Source organism: Sphingomonas sp. CFBP 8765, from assembly GCF_014841445.1.
In the GTDB taxonomy this organism is placed as follows: Bacteria; Pseudomonadota; Alphaproteobacteria; order Sphingomonadales; family Sphingomonadaceae; genus Sphingomonas; species Sphingomonas aerolata.
In genome coordinates, this window is sequence record NZ_JACYTY010000004.1 from 163,209 (window position 1) to 178,651 (window position 15,443).

Here is a 15,443-nt window from a genome sequence, read left to right on the forward strand (position 1 = left end):
GGAGTGCCAGGACGTAATGATGCTCGACCACGCCGACCATGACCAAGACGATGCTGCGCCCATCGACATGCTCGAAGCCTATTATGCTGCGCATGGATGGGAACATGAACGTCACGACGACGAGATCGTCGCGACCGTAAAGGGCAGCTGGACGACGTACGAGCTGCGCGCCTTGTGGCGCGAGGACGACAGCGTGCTGCAGTTCCTGGCGTTTCCGGACATCAAGGTGCCCGACGAACGGCGTCAGGCGGTCTACGAGACGATCGGGCTCGCCAACGAGCAGCTCTGGATCGGCCATTTCGAACTCTGGTCGACGAGTGGGATCCTGCTGTTCCGCCACGCGGCGATGGTCGATGGCGGCGAGGATGGGACGATGTCGCTGTCGGCCGCCGAACTCCTTGTCGAGTCGGCGATCGAGGAGTGCGAGCGCTTTTATCCAGTGTTCCAGTTCGTTCTGTGGGGCGGGAAAACGCCGGCGGACGCGCTTGCCTCGGCATTGATCGAAACCCAGGGCGAGGCGTGATCGCGCCCGTTTTCTTGGGCGCGGCGTGCCGATGACCGGGCGGATCCTGATGATCGGCTGTGGCAATATGGGCGGGGCGATGCTGGCCCGCTGGCTTGCCGACGGCCTTTCCCCTGACAGCGTGACCGTCGTCAGCCCCAGTATGCGCGTGATGCCACCCGGTGTGCACGTCGTCGCCGCGGTGCCCGACCCCGACGACTTTTCCGCTGAAACCGTCATGCTCGCGCTGAAGCCGCAGCAGCTTGGCGCGCTGAAGACGCCTGTGTTCGCGCGCTATGCGCCAAAACTGCTGATTTCGATCCTTGCAGGGGTCGAGATCGCCGCACTCGACCGTCTGTCCCAGGCGCAGGCGGTGGTTCGAGCGATGCCCAACCTGCCGGTTGCAATCGGCTGCGGCGTGGTTGCGCTGCACGGCGCGACGGATGACGGCGCGGCGCGTGCGACCGCGGAGGCGTTGATGACGCCGCTCGGTCTCGTCGAGTGGATCGCCGCAGAGGCGCAGTTCGATGCCGTTACCGCGCTGGCGGGATGCGGGCCGGGATTCGTGTTCCGTTTTGCCGACGCGCTGGCCAAGGCGGGGCAGGCGCTCGGCCTGCCGGCGGATCAGGCGGCTCGGCTCGCGATCGCGACGCTAGAGGGCTCAGCGCGGATGGCCGGCGCCGCGGACGTTTCGCCGGCGGTGTTGGCGGACCGGGTCGCGAGCCCGGGTGGATCGACACGCGAAGGGCTGAACGTGCTCGACGACGGCGATGCACTGGTCTCCCTGATGTCCCGCACGCTGACGGCGTCGGCACGGCGGAATGCGGAGATGGCGGCAAACGCCCGCGGCGACCTCGCGCCGCTTTAGTCAGCCGCGCAGCTTTATGACCTGCTCGCGTTCCTCTTCCGGAATCAGGCCTTCGAGCACCGCCCAATAGCCCGCAACCGCGCCGTGGCCGGCGTGATTATAGGCTGCGGACATCTTCTGTCGCGCGGCTTCGAACAGGTCGCTCTCCATCTTGCTGCCGACCGGCGTCAAGCGCAGCAGCCGCTGACGCCGGTCACGATCGCCGGGACGAACCTCGATAAAGCCACGATCGCTAAGTTCGTTCAGCACGCGGCCGAGCGACTGTTTGGTGATCGCCAGCAGCGACAGCAGCTCGCTGACCGTCATGTCCGGCTTGCGGGCGATGAAATACAGGGCGCGGTGGTGGGCGCGCCCCAGCCCCTGTTCCGCGAGCCCCGCATCGATCGACCGGACCAGATGGCTCTGACCGAAGTACAGGAGTTCCATGCCGCGACGCAGTTCGGGCTCGCGAAGAAACAGGGGTGAAGCGGGTGATGCTGAGGCAGCCATGTTGACCGGTTTAGTCTTCGGTCCTAGTCGACGGCAAGCCGTGGAAAGAGAGAAAAATTCAATGCATCCTCCGTTGTCGCAGGCCTCATCGTCCCCAGACGCGAGCATGACATTTTCGTTCGAACCGTGTGGCGATCCGGTCGCTGCGAACGAGCGTGCGCAGCGCCTGATCGATCCCGGCTTCGGCCGGGTCTTCACCGACCATATGGCGATGATCCGCTTCAGCGACGCGAAGGGCTGGCACGATGCCAGGATCACGACGCGCGCGCCGATCATGATGGATCCCGCATCGTCGGTTCTGCACTATGCGCAGGAAATCTTCGAGGGGATGAAGGCCTATCGACTCGCCGATGGCGGCACCGCGCTCTTCCGGCCCGAAGCCAATGCGCGGCGTTTCCAGGATTCGGCCCGCCGGATGGCGATGCCCGAGCTTCCCGAATCGCTGTTCCTCGAATCGGTCGAGCGGCTGGTCCGGACGGATCAGGACTGGATTCCCGACAGCGACGGCGGCGCGCTGTATCTGCGACCGTTCATGTTCGCGAGCGAGGTGTTTCTGGGAGTCAAGCCGAGCGCCGAATATCTCTACATGGTGCTCGCCTCGTCGGTCGGTGCCTATTTCAAGGGCGGTGCCTCCGCGGTCTCGATCTGGGTCAGCCAGCATTATACGCGTGCGGCACAGGGCGGCACGGGCGCGGCGAAGTGCGGCGGCAACTACGCCGCCAGCCTGCTCGCTCAGAAGGAAGCGATCAGCCAGGGCTGTGACCAGGTCGTCTTCCTCGATGCGGTCGAGCGCCGCTGGGTCGAGGAACTCGGCGGCATGAACGTCTTCTTCGTGTTTGCGGACGGCAGCCTGTCGACTCCCGCGCTCACGGGCACGATCCTGCCCGGCATCACCCGCGATTCGATCCTGACGCTCGCGCGGGCGCAGGGGATCACCGTGCGCGAGGAGCCCTATGCGATCGATCAGTGGCGCGCCGACGCGGCGAGCGGCAAGCTTGTCGAGGCGTTCGCCTGCGGCACCGCTGCGGTCGTGACCCCGATCGGGACCGTCGCGTCGCCCGAGGGCCGCTTCACGATCGGCGGCGGCGAGCCGGGCGCGATGACGCTGCGGATCCGCGATTCGCTCGTCGCGATCCAGCGCGGTCTGGCGCCGGATGCCAATGGGTGGGTCCATCGACTCGATTAAGACGCGATAGGGCTTTTCTCGTCGGGGCGCGCCGCTATAAGGCCGCCTCTGCTGGGGCGTCGCCAAGTGGTAAGGCAGCGGCTTTTGATGCCGCCATGCGCAGGTTCGAACCCTGCCGCCCCAGCCAATCCTTCCTGCGTCTATCGGTTCTGCCATATATGGGGAGCCGAGGATTGAGTGAAAGCAGGCGGTGATGACCCATCCTTATGATCTTGAACGGTTCGTCACTGCGCAGGCGGCAATCTACGAGTCCGCGCTTGCCGAGATAAGCGGCGGCGCCAAGCGTGGGCATTGGATGTGGTTCATCTTCCCGCAGATTGCCGGGCTCGGTCGAAGTGCGATGGCGCAGCATTATGCGATCGTGTCGCTGGAGGAGGCGCGGGCCTATCTCGCGCATCCGGTGCTCGGGGCGCGTCTGCGGCAGTGCGTGGAAGCGCTCGGCGCGCTGACGGGGACGAGTGCCCGGGCCGTTTTCGGTGAGATCGATGCGATGAAGCTGCGATCGTCGCTGACGCTGTTCCGCGAGGCGGGGAACGATCCGCGGTTCGGCGCGGCGCTCGATCGCTGGTTTGCCGGGACGAGCGACGCGGCCACCCTCGGCCTCATCAACAGACCAAGCTGACGACGATCTGCGCCGCGCCGTTCAGTCCTCGGCCCAGCGCCGGAGCAGGTTGGATTGCGTCTTGGCGAGCAGGTCCAGTTCGGGCGTCTTGCCCAGCCGCTCGAACAGCGCGTGGCGGGCGGTTTCAAGATCGAACAGCAGTTCCCGCGCATCCGCGTCCCGAACGAGGCTCCGGACCCAGGTCACCGCGGCAAGCCGCTCGCCCGACACGACCGGCGCCACGCGGTGCAGCGAGGTCGTCGGATAGCAGACCGCCGAGCCCGCGGGCAGCTTGACGTCCTGTTCGCCGGCGGCGGACTCGATCACCAGTTCGCCGCCTTCATAATCGTCAGGCTCGCTGAGGAAGACCGTCACCGACACATCGGTCCGCATCCCGCCCATGATCGCATCGTCGACATGGCTGCCATAGGCCATGCCCGCATCATAGCGGCTGAAGAGCGGCGGGCGGACGACATGCGGCCGCGTCGCCATGCGGAACAGGGCATTGTCGAGCAGCCGGTCGACGACGAGGTCCTGCATCTCGGCAAGCAACGGGTCGCCGCGGTCGACCTGTTCGTTGCGTTTGACCGTGCGTGCCTCGCGCCCCGCGGTCCGTCGTCCGTCGACATAGCGGGTCTTGCGCATATTATCTCGCAGCCACTGGAGATTGTCCGCATCCAGGACGTTGGCAATCATGATCATCATGGGAAATCTCGCAAATCCGGCATGGAGCCGGGTGATGCGCCCCTAACAGTTCAGTGCCCTCCCGGCCAACGCGTCGGGACCAAGGAGATAGTATGCGTACAAAATTATGGATGGGCGTCGGCGCCTTTGTGATCGCGCAATCGGGCCAAGCCGCCATCGCCGACGCGGTCGCCAAGCCAATGCCGTCGCCAGCTCAGCAGGTTGGTGAAGGCGAGGGTGAAGGTGAAGGACGGCGGGTCGTCCGGTCGGGCAAGGCTCGGCATGCGGTGACGTCGCCGCGGCGCGCGCGGGCTGCGCAGCAGCAGCGTGGCCAGCGCGGCGAAGGCGAATATGAGGGTGGTGAGAACGAGCGCGGCGAGGGTGGCGAAAACGAGGGTGGCGAGGGCGAACGATGAGCCGGCTACGCCCTTTGGCGTGACCAGCACTGCCGCACGGATCGGCATGATCCGTGCGGCAGTCACGAGACTGCACCATAGGCATCGCCCCGGCGGTGACGAACGGACGGTCAGTCGGTTCGTGGTCCGCTCGGCCTGGCGCGATAGCGATCGAACCATGCGATGATCGCGGAGGCCTTTGCCGCGGATTGCGACGGCCGTGCGGTGAAGCCGCCGTGGCTCGCACCCGGCACCTTGACGAGCGCGGTCGGTATGCCGCGGATCTGCAGCGCGGCGTAATATTGCTCGGATTCCGAAACGGGCGTGCGGTAGTCGTCACTACCCACCACGACCAGGGTCGGTGTCTTGACGTTGCCGACGAGACTGAGCGGCGAGCGGTTCCAGTAACTCATCGGATCCTCCCATGGCAGCTTGGTGAACCAGTAGCGCGAGGTAAACAGCGTGTTGTCCATCGTCAGCGCCTCGCTTGCCCAGTTGATCACCGGCTTTTGCGTCGCCGCGGCCCTGAACCGGTCGGTCTTGCCGACGATCCAGGCGGTCAGGACGCCGCCGCCCGATCCGCCGGTGACGAACAGATTGTCTGCATCCGCGGTCCCGTCCGCGATCGCCGCATCAACCGCGGCGATCAGGTCGCCATAATCGTCGGACGGGTATTTCTTGTCGATCAGATTGGCGAATTCGGCACCGTAGGAGGTCGAGCCGCGCGGGTTGGTCCACAGCACCGCATAGCCCGCCGCGGCATAGAGTTGCATGTCGGTGGCAAACCCAGGGCCATAGGCGCTGTTCGGCCCACCATGGATTTCCAGGATCAGCGGCACGCGCTGGCCGAGCGTGCGATTGGCGGGCGTTGCGAGCCACGCGTCGATCGCGCGGCCATCGGGCGCGGTCACCGCGATCTTGCGGATCGGTGCGAGCGTCTTGGCGCCGGTCATCACCGCGTTGAGTTGCGTCAGCCGCCGGGACTTGCCACCGCTCGACACCCAGACATCGGCGGGGGCGCTTCCGTCGCCGCCGGTATATGCGATCGTTCCGCCCCTCGCGACGGAAAACTCGCCCCCGGTATAGGGCCGGTCGAGCCCGCCGCCCGCGACATTGTCGACCAGCGGCGTCGTCCGGCCGTCGAGGCCGATGCGCGCGATCCGGCGCTGGCCGTGATCGTCATAGCTCGCATAGAGGCTGCGCCCGTCGGCGGCCCACACTGCATCCTCGATCCCGCGATCGAGCGCGGCGGTCAGCGAGCGGGCACTGCCGGCGTTGCGGTCGCCGAGGTAAAGCTGGGTATTCTCGTAACTGCGCCGCTTGTCATCGAAGCCGAGCCACGCGATCCGCGTGCCGTCGGGAGAGATCCGCGGCTGCGCATCGGGGCCGTCGCGGGTCGTCAGCGTCCGCATCGCGCCGCTCGTCGTGTCGACCGCAATGACATCCGAGTTCATCACCTGCCGCTCGGCATCGGGCCCGCGGATCGCGGCGAACACGATCCCGCGGCCGTCGGGCGTCCATGACAAAGGTCCGCCGTCATCGAACGCGCCGAAGGTCAGCTGTTGCGGTGCGCCGCCGTCGGCCGCGACGACGAACAGATGATCGCGGCCGGGCTTCACATAGCCGGGGCCATCGTTGCGATAGTTGACGCGGTCGATTATCGTCAGCGGCTCGGCCCATTTTGCGCCCTCGGGCTTGGGCGGTGCCTTGCCGAGCATCGTCGCCTCGCCCGCGACGGTCGCGACATAGGCGAGCCGGGTGCCGTCGGGCGACCAGGCGAGCGCCTGAGGATCGCCGGGAAAGCCCGTCACCCGCGCGCTCGTCCCGGTCGCGATCCAGCGGACGAACAGTTGCGACTGCTCGCCGTCGCGCGCGGCATAGGCGACGCGCGTGCCGTCGGGGGACCAGCGCGGGTCGGACCCTTGCGCGGCGAACGGCGACTGGCGACCGGTCGCAACGTCGATCAGCCACAGCGACGACTGCACACGGTCGGTCATGACGTCGGCGGTGCGGCGGACATAGACGATCGTGCGTCCGTCAGGGCTGATCTGCGGGTCCGCTGCGATCGACAGGCCGAAGAGGTCGGCGCCGGTGAAGCGCCGCGTCGGGGCGTCGGCGGGGGCCGCGATCGGCTGCTGCTGCGCGACGGCGGGGGTAGCCGACAGCAGGGCGAGAACGAGGGTGAGGCGCAAGCACGGCTCCTTTGACGATGATCGAGGCGCGATCATGCCCGATCCCCCGGCCCGTGCAAGGGCAGGGGCGGGGGCGTCACCGGTCGGGTAATCGTCAGCCGGTCGGCGCGAGGAACACCGCCTCGGGGACGCGCAGGGTCTGATCGGTCGGCGCGAGACGGCCGTCCTTGCCAAGCGCCATGACCGCGATCGTGCCCGACCGCTCATTCGCGACGAGCATCTGCCGCTGATCCTCGAGCAGCAGGAAGATGCGCGGCCAATGTCCGCCGGCGGCGATGTGCTGGACGAGGGTCGGCACTCCGTCGCGATCGAGCGCGAACACCGCGATGCTGTCAGAGCCGCGGTTCGAGACGTAGAGGTGCCGGCCGGCGCGATCGATCGCGATGTGCGCGGCCTGGGACGACCCGACATGGTCGCCGGGCAGGGTGGACAGCTGCGTGCGGGTGGTGAAACGCCCGTCCGGCTGTGCATCGAGCATGGTCACGGTATTGGCGAGTTCGGCGACGACATAGGCGCGTGGCAGGCGGGGATGCCAGACGAGGTGGCGCGGTCCCGTTCCCGGCGGCGCGCGCCAGGCCGGGACCGGTGCTGCAAGGCTGCGCGCTCCCGGATCGAACCGATAGGCGAAGATCGTGTCGGCGCCGAGGTCGACCGAATGCAGCCAGCGCCGATCGGGGCTGAACCCGACCCAGTGCGCATGCGGCCCCTCCTGACGGCTCTTGTCGGGACCGGTCCCCTCATGGCGGAAGATCGTCGGTTCGCCCGGCGCACCGGTCGCGGGATCGATGCGGTAGAAGCCGACGCTGCCGCTCGAATAATTGGCGATGGCGAGGCAGCCGGACGCGTCGTCGAACGCGGCATGGCAGGGATCGGCACCACCCGACGGCATCGTGCCGCGCGCTTTCCAGCCGGGCGCAAAGCCGGTCACCGACCCTTTCGCCTGCTCGCGCAGGACATACCATAGCCCCGTGCGGGGTGCCCGCACCGCGAACGACGCGTCGTCGATCCCGGCGACCGGCGGCTCGACCTGCCAGCGATTGCGCGCGCGGTCATGCGACAGCGTGTACAAGCCCTTGCCGCCCTCGCGCGCATAGGTGCCGACGAGCACGCGGGCGTCGCGCGGCGATGTCGGCGCGGCGCGCAGACCGGTGGCGAGCGTCGCGGTCGCCATGCCGCAGAGCAGTGTTCGGCGGGTGATGTTATTGAAAACAGGTGGCGTCATGGATGGCGGTCCGATGGTTGATCCTCCACCCCAGCTTACCATCTAAGAAGCGGTCTCGCGCAAGGGGCTCTCCAGACCGAGGATAGACCGACGAGCGAAGATCCTGTCATGCCCGGTACAAAGCTGGGCGCTGAACGAAATCCACACGCTGATGACGAGTCCGGCTTCGACGCGGGATCGCAACCGCGTGGCGGGCGCTCGATCCCGCGGGGCCGGCTGTCGCGGCTGGGCGTGTTCGGACGGCTTGCCGGTGGCGTGGCCGGCGGGGTGGTGGCCGAGGGGGCCCGGCGGCTCGCGAGTGGCGAGCGTCCGCGCATGTCGGACCTGCTGCTGACTCCCGCCAATGCGGTGCGCGTCGCGGACCAGCTATCGCATCTGCGCGGTGCGGCGATGAAGCTCGGCCAGATAGTGTCGATGGACGCGGGCGACATGCTGCCGCCCGAACTGGCGACGATCCTCGCCAGGCTGCGCAACGATGCGCATCACATGCCGCCCGCGCAGCTCGACCGGGTGCTCACGGCCGAATGGGGGAAAGACTGGCGCCGCCGCTTCGCCCATTTTCAGGCGCATCCGGTCGCGGCCGCATCGATCGGCCAGGTTCACCGGGCACGGCTCCCCGACGGACGCGTGCTGGCGATCAAGGTGCAATATCCGGGCGTGAAGGACAGCATCGACGCGGATGTCGACAATGTCGCGACGCTGCTGCGCGTGTCGGGGCTGTTGCCCAAGGAACTCGACATCACGCGGCTGCTCGGTGATGCGAAACAGCAATTGCACGACGAGGCGGATTATGTCCGCGAGGGCGAGATGCTGGAACGCTATCGCGCGCTGGTGGGCGACGATGCGGGGCTGCTGGTTCCACAACTCGAGCCGACATTGTCGACCCCGCGCGTGCTGGCGATGGAGTATATCGACTGTACGCCGATCGAGAGCCTTGAGACCGCACCCCAGGATGTACGCGATGCGGCGATGGAGCGGCTGATCAGGCTCACGCTGCACGAACTGCTCGACTGGCGGCTGATGCAGACTGATCCCAATTTCGCGAATTATCGCTGGCAGGCCGAGACGGGACGGATCGTCCTGCTCGACTTCGGGGCCGCGCGCGCGGTGCCGCAGGTCGTGGCGGACGGGTATCGCCGGCTGCTGGCCGCGGGGCTCGCCGGACAGCGCGACGCGGTCCGCGACGCCGCCGTGCAGGCGGGCTTTCTGGGCGAGGCCGCGGTCGTGGGGCATCGGCCGCAGATCGACCGCATGATCGACGTGATCCTGGCAGAGATGAACCAGACGGGGCCGTTCGACTTCGGCGATCGCAGCTTCGTCTCGGTGCTGCGGGACGAGGGAGCGGCGATCGCACGCGACCGGTCGACCTGGCATATCCCGTCGGCCGACATGCTGTTCGTGCAGCGGAAGATCAGCGGTACCGCGCTGCTCGCGGCACGGCTGAAGGCGCGCGTGGACGTGCGAGCAATGGTCGAACCTTATTGTGAGTCAAATGAAAGCCGTACTGACCTATAAAGGCGATCACCGGCTGCGATTTTCCTGTTTTGGCACTTATGCTGCGGCGCGGTATCGCGACTCCAAACGTTAAGGCTGCATGGACCCGGGCAATTTCCGCGGTGACACGCCCGATTTGGAGATTTGAGTATGCGTAACAAGCGTCCCGACGGGATTGTCGACTATACCGGCCCGGCCGGTGGCTGGGGTGCGCTCAAGGCGGTCGCGACGTCGCTGAAGGCCCAGCAGATCGTGGTGCGCGGCGGGCAGACGCTGCTCAAATCCAACCAGCCCGACGGGTTCGACTGTCCGAGCTGCGCCTGGCCCGACCCCAAGCATACCTCGTCGTTCGAATTCTGCGAGAACGGCGCCAAGGCGGTGGCGTGGGAATCCACGGCGAAGCTGATCGGCGCCGACTTCTTCGCCAAGCACAGCGTCGCCGAGATCTGGAAGCAGAGCGATCACTGGATCGAGGATCAGGGACGCGTCACCGAACCGCTGCGCTACAACGCCGCAACCGACCATTATGAGGTCGTGACCTGGGCGGAGGCGATGGCCGCGATCGGTGCGGGTCTGGCCGCGGTGCCGGATCCGAACCAGGCTGAATTCTATACCTCGGGCCGCTGCTCGAACGAGGCGGCGTTCCTCTATCAGCTGTTCGTGCGGCTGTACGGGACCAACAACTTCCCCGACTGTTCGAACATGTGCCACGAGGCGACGTCGGTCGGCCTCCCCAAGTCGATCGGGATCGGCAAGGGTACGGTCAGTCTCGAGGATTTCGACCATACCGACCTGATCCTGTCGATCGGCCATAATCCGGGGACGAACCATCCTCGGATGATGGCGACGCTGCGCGAGGTGTCGCGCCGCGGTGGCAAGATCATCGTGTTCAACCCGCTCAAGGAGCGCTCGCTCGAACGCTTCGAATCGCCGCAGTCGGTGGTCGAGATGGCGACGATGTCGGCGACCCAGATCGCCAGCTCCTATCTGCAGGTGAAGGTCGGCGGTGACGCCGCGGCGCTCAAGGGTATCGCCAAGGCACTCGTGGCGCTCGACGAGGCAGCGCGCGCCAGCGGCGGCGAACCCGCGCTCGACCATGCGTTCATCGCCGAACATACCGACGGGCTCGAGCCCTATATCGCCGATCTTGCACAGACCGACTGGGCCGATATCGAACAGGCGAGCGGCCTGCGCCGGGCGGATCTCGAGGACGTCGCGCGGATCTATGCGTCGTCCAAGGCGACGATCGCCTGTTACGGCATGGGGATCACCCAGCACCGCACCGGGACCAGCAACGTCCAGCAGCTCGCCAACCTGTTGCTGCTGCGCGGCAATATGGGCCGCCCCGGCGCCGGGATCTGTCCGCTGCGCGGGCACAGCAACGTGCAGGGCGACCGGACGGTCGGCATTACCGAACGCCCGATGCCGCTGCTGCTCGACCAGATGAAGAAGGTCTTCAACTTCGAACCGCCGCGCGAGCATGGCCATTCGGTGGTCGAGAGCATCGCGGCGATGCGCGACGGCAAGGCCAAGGCGATCGTCTGTCTCGGCGGCAACCTCGCCATCGCGTCGTCCGATCCGCAGGCCTGCGCCGAAGGGTTTCGCAATCTCGATCTGGCGGTGCACATCACCACCAAGCTTAACCGCACCATGCTGTTGATGGCGAAGGACACCTATATCCTGCCATGCCTGGGCCGGACCGAGCTCGATACGCAGGCCGGTGGCCCACAGTCGGTCACCGTCGAGGATTCGATGTCGATGGTCCACTCGTCGCGCGGCTTCCTGATGCCGCCGGGCGAGAATGTGAAGTCCGAGATCTGGATCGTCGGCGAGATCGCCAAGGCGACGCTCAAGGGCAAGGGCGATATCGACTGGGATGCCTATGTCGCCAATTACGACCTGATCCGCGACAAGATCGAGGCCGTGTTCCCAGATTTCGCCGATTACAACGCGCGCATTCGCAAGCCCGGCGGGTTCCATCTGCCCAATTCCGCCGCGATGCGGATCTGGAAGACGAGCAGCGGCAAGGCGAACTTCATCGTCGCCGAGGGGATCGAGGAAGACGAGACCGCAAACACGCCGGACGTGCTGCGTCTGACGACGCTGCGGGCGCATGATCAGTATAACACGACCGTCTACAGCCTCGACGACCGGTATCGCGGTGTCTTCGGCCGTCGCGACATCCTGTTCATGAACGAGCGGGACATGGCGCGGCTTGGCTATGCGGAGGGCGATGTCGTCGATGTCGCCACCGCGTTGCAATATGCGCATCCCGACCGCGTCGTGCAGAAGCTGACGCTGGTCCGCTATGCGCTGCCGGACGGGTGCATCGCGTCCTATTATCCCGAGACGCAGCCGCTGATCGCGCTCGAGGATCATGATCCGCAGAGTTTCACGCCGTCCTACAAGTCGGTGCCGGTCACGGTGCGGCGGGCCGGCGGGGACGTTGGTGCGGAGCGCGGCGTGGCGCGCGCGGGGGTCGTCGGTCAGAGCCAGGCCGCGATGGCATGAGCGCGGGATACGCGCCGACGATCGACACCTATGCGACGCTCGCGGCGGCCAAGGCCGCGGCGTGGCGTCGCTCACCGGTGGGCTTCTTCGCGGGCGCGATCCTGGCGGGAACTTATATCGGAATCGCGATGATCCTGGCGATCAGCGCGGCGGCGGGGCTTCCTTCCGGCGTCCGGCCGCTGGTGATGGGCGCGACGTTCGGCATCGGCCTGATCCTGACGGTATTCGCCGGCGCCGAGCTGTTCACCGGCTATGTCATGTATCTTGGCTTCGGCCTGGCGAAGCGGACCATCAGCTATGGTGAAGCAATCACGCTGGCGGCTGTCGTCTGGCTCGGCAATCTGGTCGGCGGCGTCCTGTTATCGGCAATCTTCGCAATCGGCGGGGGCGGCGCCGTGTTCGCCAATGCCGACACGATGTTCAACGCCTATGTACAGCACAAGGTCGAGGCGGACGGTATCGCGTTGTTCGCGCGGGCGATCCTGTGCAACTGGCTCGTCTGTCTCGCGATCTGGACGGCGGCGCGGATGAAGGGCGATGCGGCCAAGTGCATCGCGATGGCCTGGATCCTGCTCGCGTTCGTTGCTGCCGGCTTCGAGCATTCGGTCGCCAACATGACCGCGCTCACGCTCGGCCTCATGGCGCCGCATCCGGTGATCGATCTGGCGGGCACGGTGCACAATCTCGTTGTTGTGACCGCGGGAAACACCGTCGGCGGGCTGGTCTTCGTCGTCTTCGGGTACATGCTCGCGGCCAGGACGGATGCCGCGGCCGCGCCAGCGGCGGACTGACGCGCACTTGGCGAAGAAGCATTATCTCACCGCGACGCTGCCCGATGGCTATGTGAAGACGATCGGGCCTACGGCGACTGCGTTCACGCACTACTGGCGGATCGTCGCGGTGCTCGCCAACGGTAAGACCGAAGTGTTCTGGGGGCACAGTAAGTCATTGGCCGAGGCGAAGAAGAAGCGCGTCGCGGCCGAGGAGGCGTCGATCCAACGCGGCTGGCGGTCGCATGCATTCGAAATCGTCGAGCTCGTTCGCTCGTAGACCGTCAGCCCGTACAGTTGGGCCAAACGCGAAACGGCCGCCCCGCACATGATGTGCGGGGCGGCCGTTCTTTTATGCCCCGAATGAGACCACGCGCGAACGGCGTGATCTCGTCCTCGTGCCGGTCAGGCGAGCATGCGGACGCTGGGCTCACGATCCCAATAGCGCTTTGCACCCGCGGTCGCGATGTCGGCCAGCGCCACCACACCCGCATCGGGCTCTACGCCGGCCTTGTCGAGAAGCGGCTTGGCCGCATCGCTGGCGCCGATCGCCTTCAGATGACCGAACGCATCCATGACCCACTGGACCGCCGCGCCTTCCTTCAGGAGCATCTTGCACCCGTCGGCCGACAGGACGACCGCCACCGCGTCGAAGATCTGCGACGGGCTGCCCGCAAGCTGGCCCTGTGCCTTCTTCATGCTGCCATCGGCGAGCTTCGCGCCACCGACCTTGGGCGCGACCAGCACCGGCTTGCCGCCTGCACCCTCGACCGCCGCGACGACCGCGTCGATCTCCGCGCCATCCGACCCGTCGGCAATCAGGATCCCGACCTGACGGCCCTCGAGCGTCTCCTTCATGTTCTTCTGAATCGACAATGCCGGGCTCGGTGGCATGTCGACCGGAGCGCGGAACGCCGGATTGGCCGCCGGCAGGGGGATGCCGAGACCATCGGCAACGCGCGTGGCCAGTTCCTCGTTCACGTTGCGGAGGTTGGCGACGGTGCGCTCCTGAACATGTGCCAGACCGACCTTCGACAGCTCGAAGGTGAAGGCCGACGCGATATGCGCCTTCTCATTGTCGGTCGCCGACACCCAGAACAGCCGTGCCTGGCTATAATGATCGCCGAACAGTTCGGCGCGCATGCGCAGCTTCTCGCCCTGCTCGTCGGCACCGGTCGGGTTGGTGGTCGTCACGAAGCCGTTCGGCGACTCGCGCGGGCCACCGTCTTCGCTGACAACCGACAGGCTGTTCGGCTCGTAATTGGCGCGACCCTTGGGCACCTTGGTCTGCATCATTCCGTCACGCTGGAAATTGCCAGCGGGGCTGCGCGGTGCGTTGACCGGGATCTGATGGAAGTTGGTTGTGCCGAGACGTGACTTCTGCGTGTCGAGATAGCTGAACAGGCGGCCCTGAAGCAGCGGATCGTTCGAGAAATCGATGCCGGGGACGATGTTCGTCGGCAGGAACGCGACCTGCTCGGTCTCAGCGAAGAAGTTGTCGACATTGCGGTCGAGCACCATCCGGCCGATGATCCGGACGGGAACGTCCTCCTCAGGGATCAGCTTGGTCGAATCGAGCACGTCATAAGGCTGTGCCTCGGCGAATGCCTTGTCGAACACCTGGATGCCGAGCTCCCACTCGGGGAAGTCGCCGGTGTCGATCGCTTCCCACAGGTCGCGACGATGATAGTCGTTGTCCGCGGCCTGGAGCTTGAGCGTCTCGTCCCAGATCGTCGACTGGAGACCAAGTTTCGGCTTCCAGTGGAACTTGACGAAGCTCGACTTGCCTTCCTCGTTCACGAGCTGGAACGTGTGAACGCCGAAGCCTTCCATCATCCGCAGCGAACGCGGCAGGGTGCGGTCGGACATCGCCCACATCTGCATGTGCGTCGATTCCGGAGTCAGCGATGCCCAGTCCCAGAAGGTGTCGTGCGCCGAACCCGCCTGCGGATAGGCACGGTCGGCCTCCATCTTCACCGAATGGATCAGGTCCGGGAACTTGATCGCGTCCTGGATGAAGAACACCGGGATGTTGTTGCCAACGAGATCCCAATTGCCCTCGGTTGTGTAGAACTTGACCGCGAAGCCGCGCACGTCGCGCGGGGTGTCGACCGAACCGGCGCCGCCGGCGACCGTCGAGAAGCGCGTGAAGAGCTCGGTCTTCGTGCCCTTCTTGAACACCGCCGCCTTGGTCAGGTCGGAAATATCGTCGGTCGCCTCGAAATAGCCGTGCGCACCCGTTCCGCGCGCGTGGACGATCCGCTCGGGGATCCGCTCGTGATCGAAATGGAAGATCTTCTCGCGGAGCACGAAATCCTCGAGCAGCGTGGGACCACGCGCGCCGGATTTCAGGCTGTTCTGGTTGTCGGACACGGGCACGCCGTGATTGGTGGTCAGGACGGGGACGTCGCCGCCTGCCTGCTGATGCGTCTCACCACCGTTGCCGGGGTTGCGCTGTTCGATGTCGCTCATTGCGGATCCTTGCTGTCGAGGACGAAGTTCGGGGGCTCAACGTGCGATCCACCAGAC

At 66.2% G+C, this 15,443-nt stretch carries 14 protein-coding genes and 1 tRNA gene; 10 read left to right on the plus strand and 5 right to left on the minus strand.

Annotated features, from left to right (window positions below):
• The first annotated feature begins 16 nt into the window (after positions 1–16).
• Both IFT87_RS12125 and IFT87_RS12130 read left to right on the plus strand, forming a co-directional pair.
• Entirely contained in the window at positions 17–523 is a 507-nt protein-coding gene (locus IFT87_RS12125; protein WP_031395656.1) for a YbjN domain-containing protein, read from the plus strand.
• A 31-nt stretch (positions 524–554) separates the two neighbouring features.
• Positions 555–1,370, plus strand: a complete 816-nt coding sequence (locus IFT87_RS12130) for a pyrroline-5-carboxylate reductase family protein (RefSeq protein ID WP_192008625.1) — start codon at positions 555–557, stop codon at positions 1,368–1,370.
• On the opposite strand, the gene IFT87_RS12135 is transcribed toward IFT87_RS12130, so the two are convergent.
• A complete protein-coding gene (locus tag IFT87_RS12135; protein WP_031395654.1) occupies positions 1,371–1,859 on the minus strand; it encodes a MarR family transcriptional regulator in 489 nt (162 codons plus the stop codon).
• A gap of 106 nt (positions 1,860–1,965) precedes the next feature.
• On the opposite strand from IFT87_RS12135, the gene IFT87_RS12140 reads away from it, so the two are divergent.
• The 3 genes from IFT87_RS12140 (at position 1,966) to IFT87_RS12150 (ending at position 3,667) form a co-directional block, all read left to right on the plus strand.
• Positions 1,966–3,045, plus strand: coding sequence for a branched-chain amino acid aminotransferase (locus IFT87_RS12140; protein WP_031395653.1), 1,080 nt, complete (start codon positions 1,966–1,968; stop codon positions 3,043–3,045).
• 52 nt (positions 3,046–3,097) lie between these two features.
• A tRNA-Gln gene (locus tag IFT87_RS12145) sits at positions 3,098–3,172 on the plus strand.
• Positions 3,173–3,238: 66 nt separating this feature from the next.
• Positions 3,239–3,667 (plus strand): DUF1810 domain-containing protein, encoded by a 429-nt coding sequence (locus IFT87_RS12150; protein WP_192008627.1) that lies wholly within the window; start codon positions 3,239–3,241, stop codon positions 3,665–3,667.
• A gap of 21 nt (positions 3,668–3,688) precedes the next feature.
• Here IFT87_RS12150 and IFT87_RS12155 read toward each other — a convergent pair whose 3' ends face one another.
• Positions 3,689–4,351, minus strand: coding sequence for a Fe2+-dependent dioxygenase (locus tag IFT87_RS12155; protein ID WP_037530143.1), 663 nt, complete (start codon positions 4,349–4,351; stop codon positions 3,689–3,691).
• Positions 4,352–4,443: 92 nt separating this feature from the next.
• Here IFT87_RS12155 and IFT87_RS12160 point away from each other — a divergent pair, with 92 nt between their 5' ends.
• Positions 4,444–4,746 (plus strand): hypothetical protein, encoded by a 303-nt coding sequence (locus tag IFT87_RS12160; protein ID WP_192008629.1) that lies wholly within the window; start codon positions 4,444–4,446, stop codon positions 4,744–4,746.
• Positions 4,747–4,856: 110 nt separating this feature from the next.
• Here the strand turns inward: IFT87_RS12160 and IFT87_RS12165 are convergent, their stop codons facing one another.
• Together IFT87_RS12165 and IFT87_RS12170 are read right to left on the minus strand one after the other, a co-directional pair.
• Complete coding sequence (locus IFT87_RS12165) at positions 4,857–6,917, minus strand: alpha/beta hydrolase family protein (RefSeq protein WP_249403325.1); 2,061 nt, start codon at positions 6,915–6,917, stop codon at positions 4,857–4,859.
• A gap of 94 nt (positions 6,918–7,011) precedes the next feature.
• Entirely contained in the window at positions 7,012–8,139 is a 1,128-nt protein-coding gene (locus IFT87_RS12170; RefSeq protein ID WP_249403326.1) for a lactonase family protein, read from the minus strand.
• A gap of 108 nt (positions 8,140–8,247) precedes the next feature.
• On the opposite strand from IFT87_RS12170, the gene IFT87_RS12175 reads away from it, so the two are divergent.
• From IFT87_RS12175 to IFT87_RS12190, 4 genes are all read left to right on the plus strand, one after another.
• On the plus strand, positions 8,248–9,654 hold the full coding sequence (locus IFT87_RS12175; protein WP_192008633.1) for an ABC1 kinase family protein: 1,407 nt from the start codon (positions 8,248–8,250) through the stop codon (positions 9,652–9,654).
• A gap of 129 nt (positions 9,655–9,783) precedes the next feature.
• Positions 9,784–12,144 (plus strand): FdhF/YdeP family oxidoreductase, encoded by a 2,361-nt coding sequence (locus tag IFT87_RS12180; RefSeq protein ID WP_192008635.1) that lies wholly within the window; start codon positions 9,784–9,786, stop codon positions 12,142–12,144.
• On the plus strand, positions 12,141–12,935 hold the full coding sequence (locus IFT87_RS12185; protein ID WP_037532220.1) for a formate/nitrite transporter family protein: 795 nt from the start codon (positions 12,141–12,143) through the stop codon (positions 12,933–12,935). Before IFT87_RS12180 ends, IFT87_RS12185 begins: the two co-directional genes overlap by 4 nt.
• Before the next feature lie 7 nt (positions 12,936–12,942).
• Positions 12,943–13,194, plus strand: a complete 252-nt coding sequence (locus tag IFT87_RS12190) for a hypothetical protein (RefSeq protein WP_037532225.1) — start codon at positions 12,943–12,945, stop codon at positions 13,192–13,194.
• A 125-nt stretch (positions 13,195–13,319) separates the two neighbouring features.
• Here the strand turns inward: IFT87_RS12190 and IFT87_RS12195 are convergent, their stop codons facing one another.
• The gene (locus IFT87_RS12195; protein WP_037532218.1) at positions 13,320–15,386 is read right to left on the minus strand and encodes a catalase; all 2,067 of its coding nucleotides are present in this window, start codon (positions 15,384–15,386) and stop codon (positions 13,320–13,322) included.
• Positions 15,387–15,443 lie beyond the last annotated feature (57 nt).

What these genes read in the sequence shown, in the direction of transcription:
- IFT87_RS12130 (WP_192008625.1), top strand. Translation starts at nt 555, where the DNA reads ATGACCGGGCGGATCCTGATGATCGGCTGTGGCAATATGGGCGGGGCG.
- IFT87_RS12125 (WP_031395656.1), top strand. Translation starts at nt 17, where the DNA reads ATGATGCTCGACCACGCCGACCATGACCAAGACGATGCTGCGCCCATC.
- IFT87_RS12150 (WP_192008627.1), top strand. Translation starts at nt 3,239, where the DNA reads ATGACCCATCCTTATGATCTTGAACGGTTCGTCACTGCGCAGGCGGCA.
- IFT87_RS12170 (WP_249403326.1), bottom strand. Translation starts at nt 8,139, where the DNA reads ATGACGCCACCTGTTTTCAATAACATCACCCGCCGAACACTGCTCTGC.
- IFT87_RS12135 (WP_031395654.1), bottom strand. Translation starts at nt 1,859, where the DNA reads ATGGCTGCCTCAGCATCACCCGCTTCACCCCTGTTTCTTCGCGAGCCC.
- IFT87_RS12155 (WP_037530143.1), bottom strand. Translation starts at nt 4,351, where the DNA reads ATGATGATCATGATTGCCAACGTCCTGGATGCGGACAATCTCCAGTGG.
- IFT87_RS12160 (WP_192008629.1), top strand. Translation starts at nt 4,444, where the DNA reads ATGCGTACAAAATTATGGATGGGCGTCGGCGCCTTTGTGATCGCGCAA.
- IFT87_RS12195 (WP_037532218.1), bottom strand. Translation starts at nt 15,386, where the DNA reads ATGAGCGACATCGAACAGCGCAACCCCGGCAACGGTGGTGAGACGCAT.
- IFT87_RS12185 (WP_037532220.1), top strand. Translation starts at nt 12,141, where the DNA reads ATGAGCGCGGGATACGCGCCGACGATCGACACCTATGCGACGCTCGCG.
- IFT87_RS12140 (WP_031395653.1), top strand. Translation starts at nt 1,966, where the DNA reads ATGACATTTTCGTTCGAACCGTGTGGCGATCCGGTCGCTGCGAACGAG.
- IFT87_RS12180 (WP_192008635.1), top strand. Translation starts at nt 9,784, where the DNA reads ATGCGTAACAAGCGTCCCGACGGGATTGTCGACTATACCGGCCCGGCC.
- IFT87_RS12175 (WP_192008633.1), top strand. Translation starts at nt 8,248, where the DNA reads ATGCCCGGTACAAAGCTGGGCGCTGAACGAAATCCACACGCTGATGAC.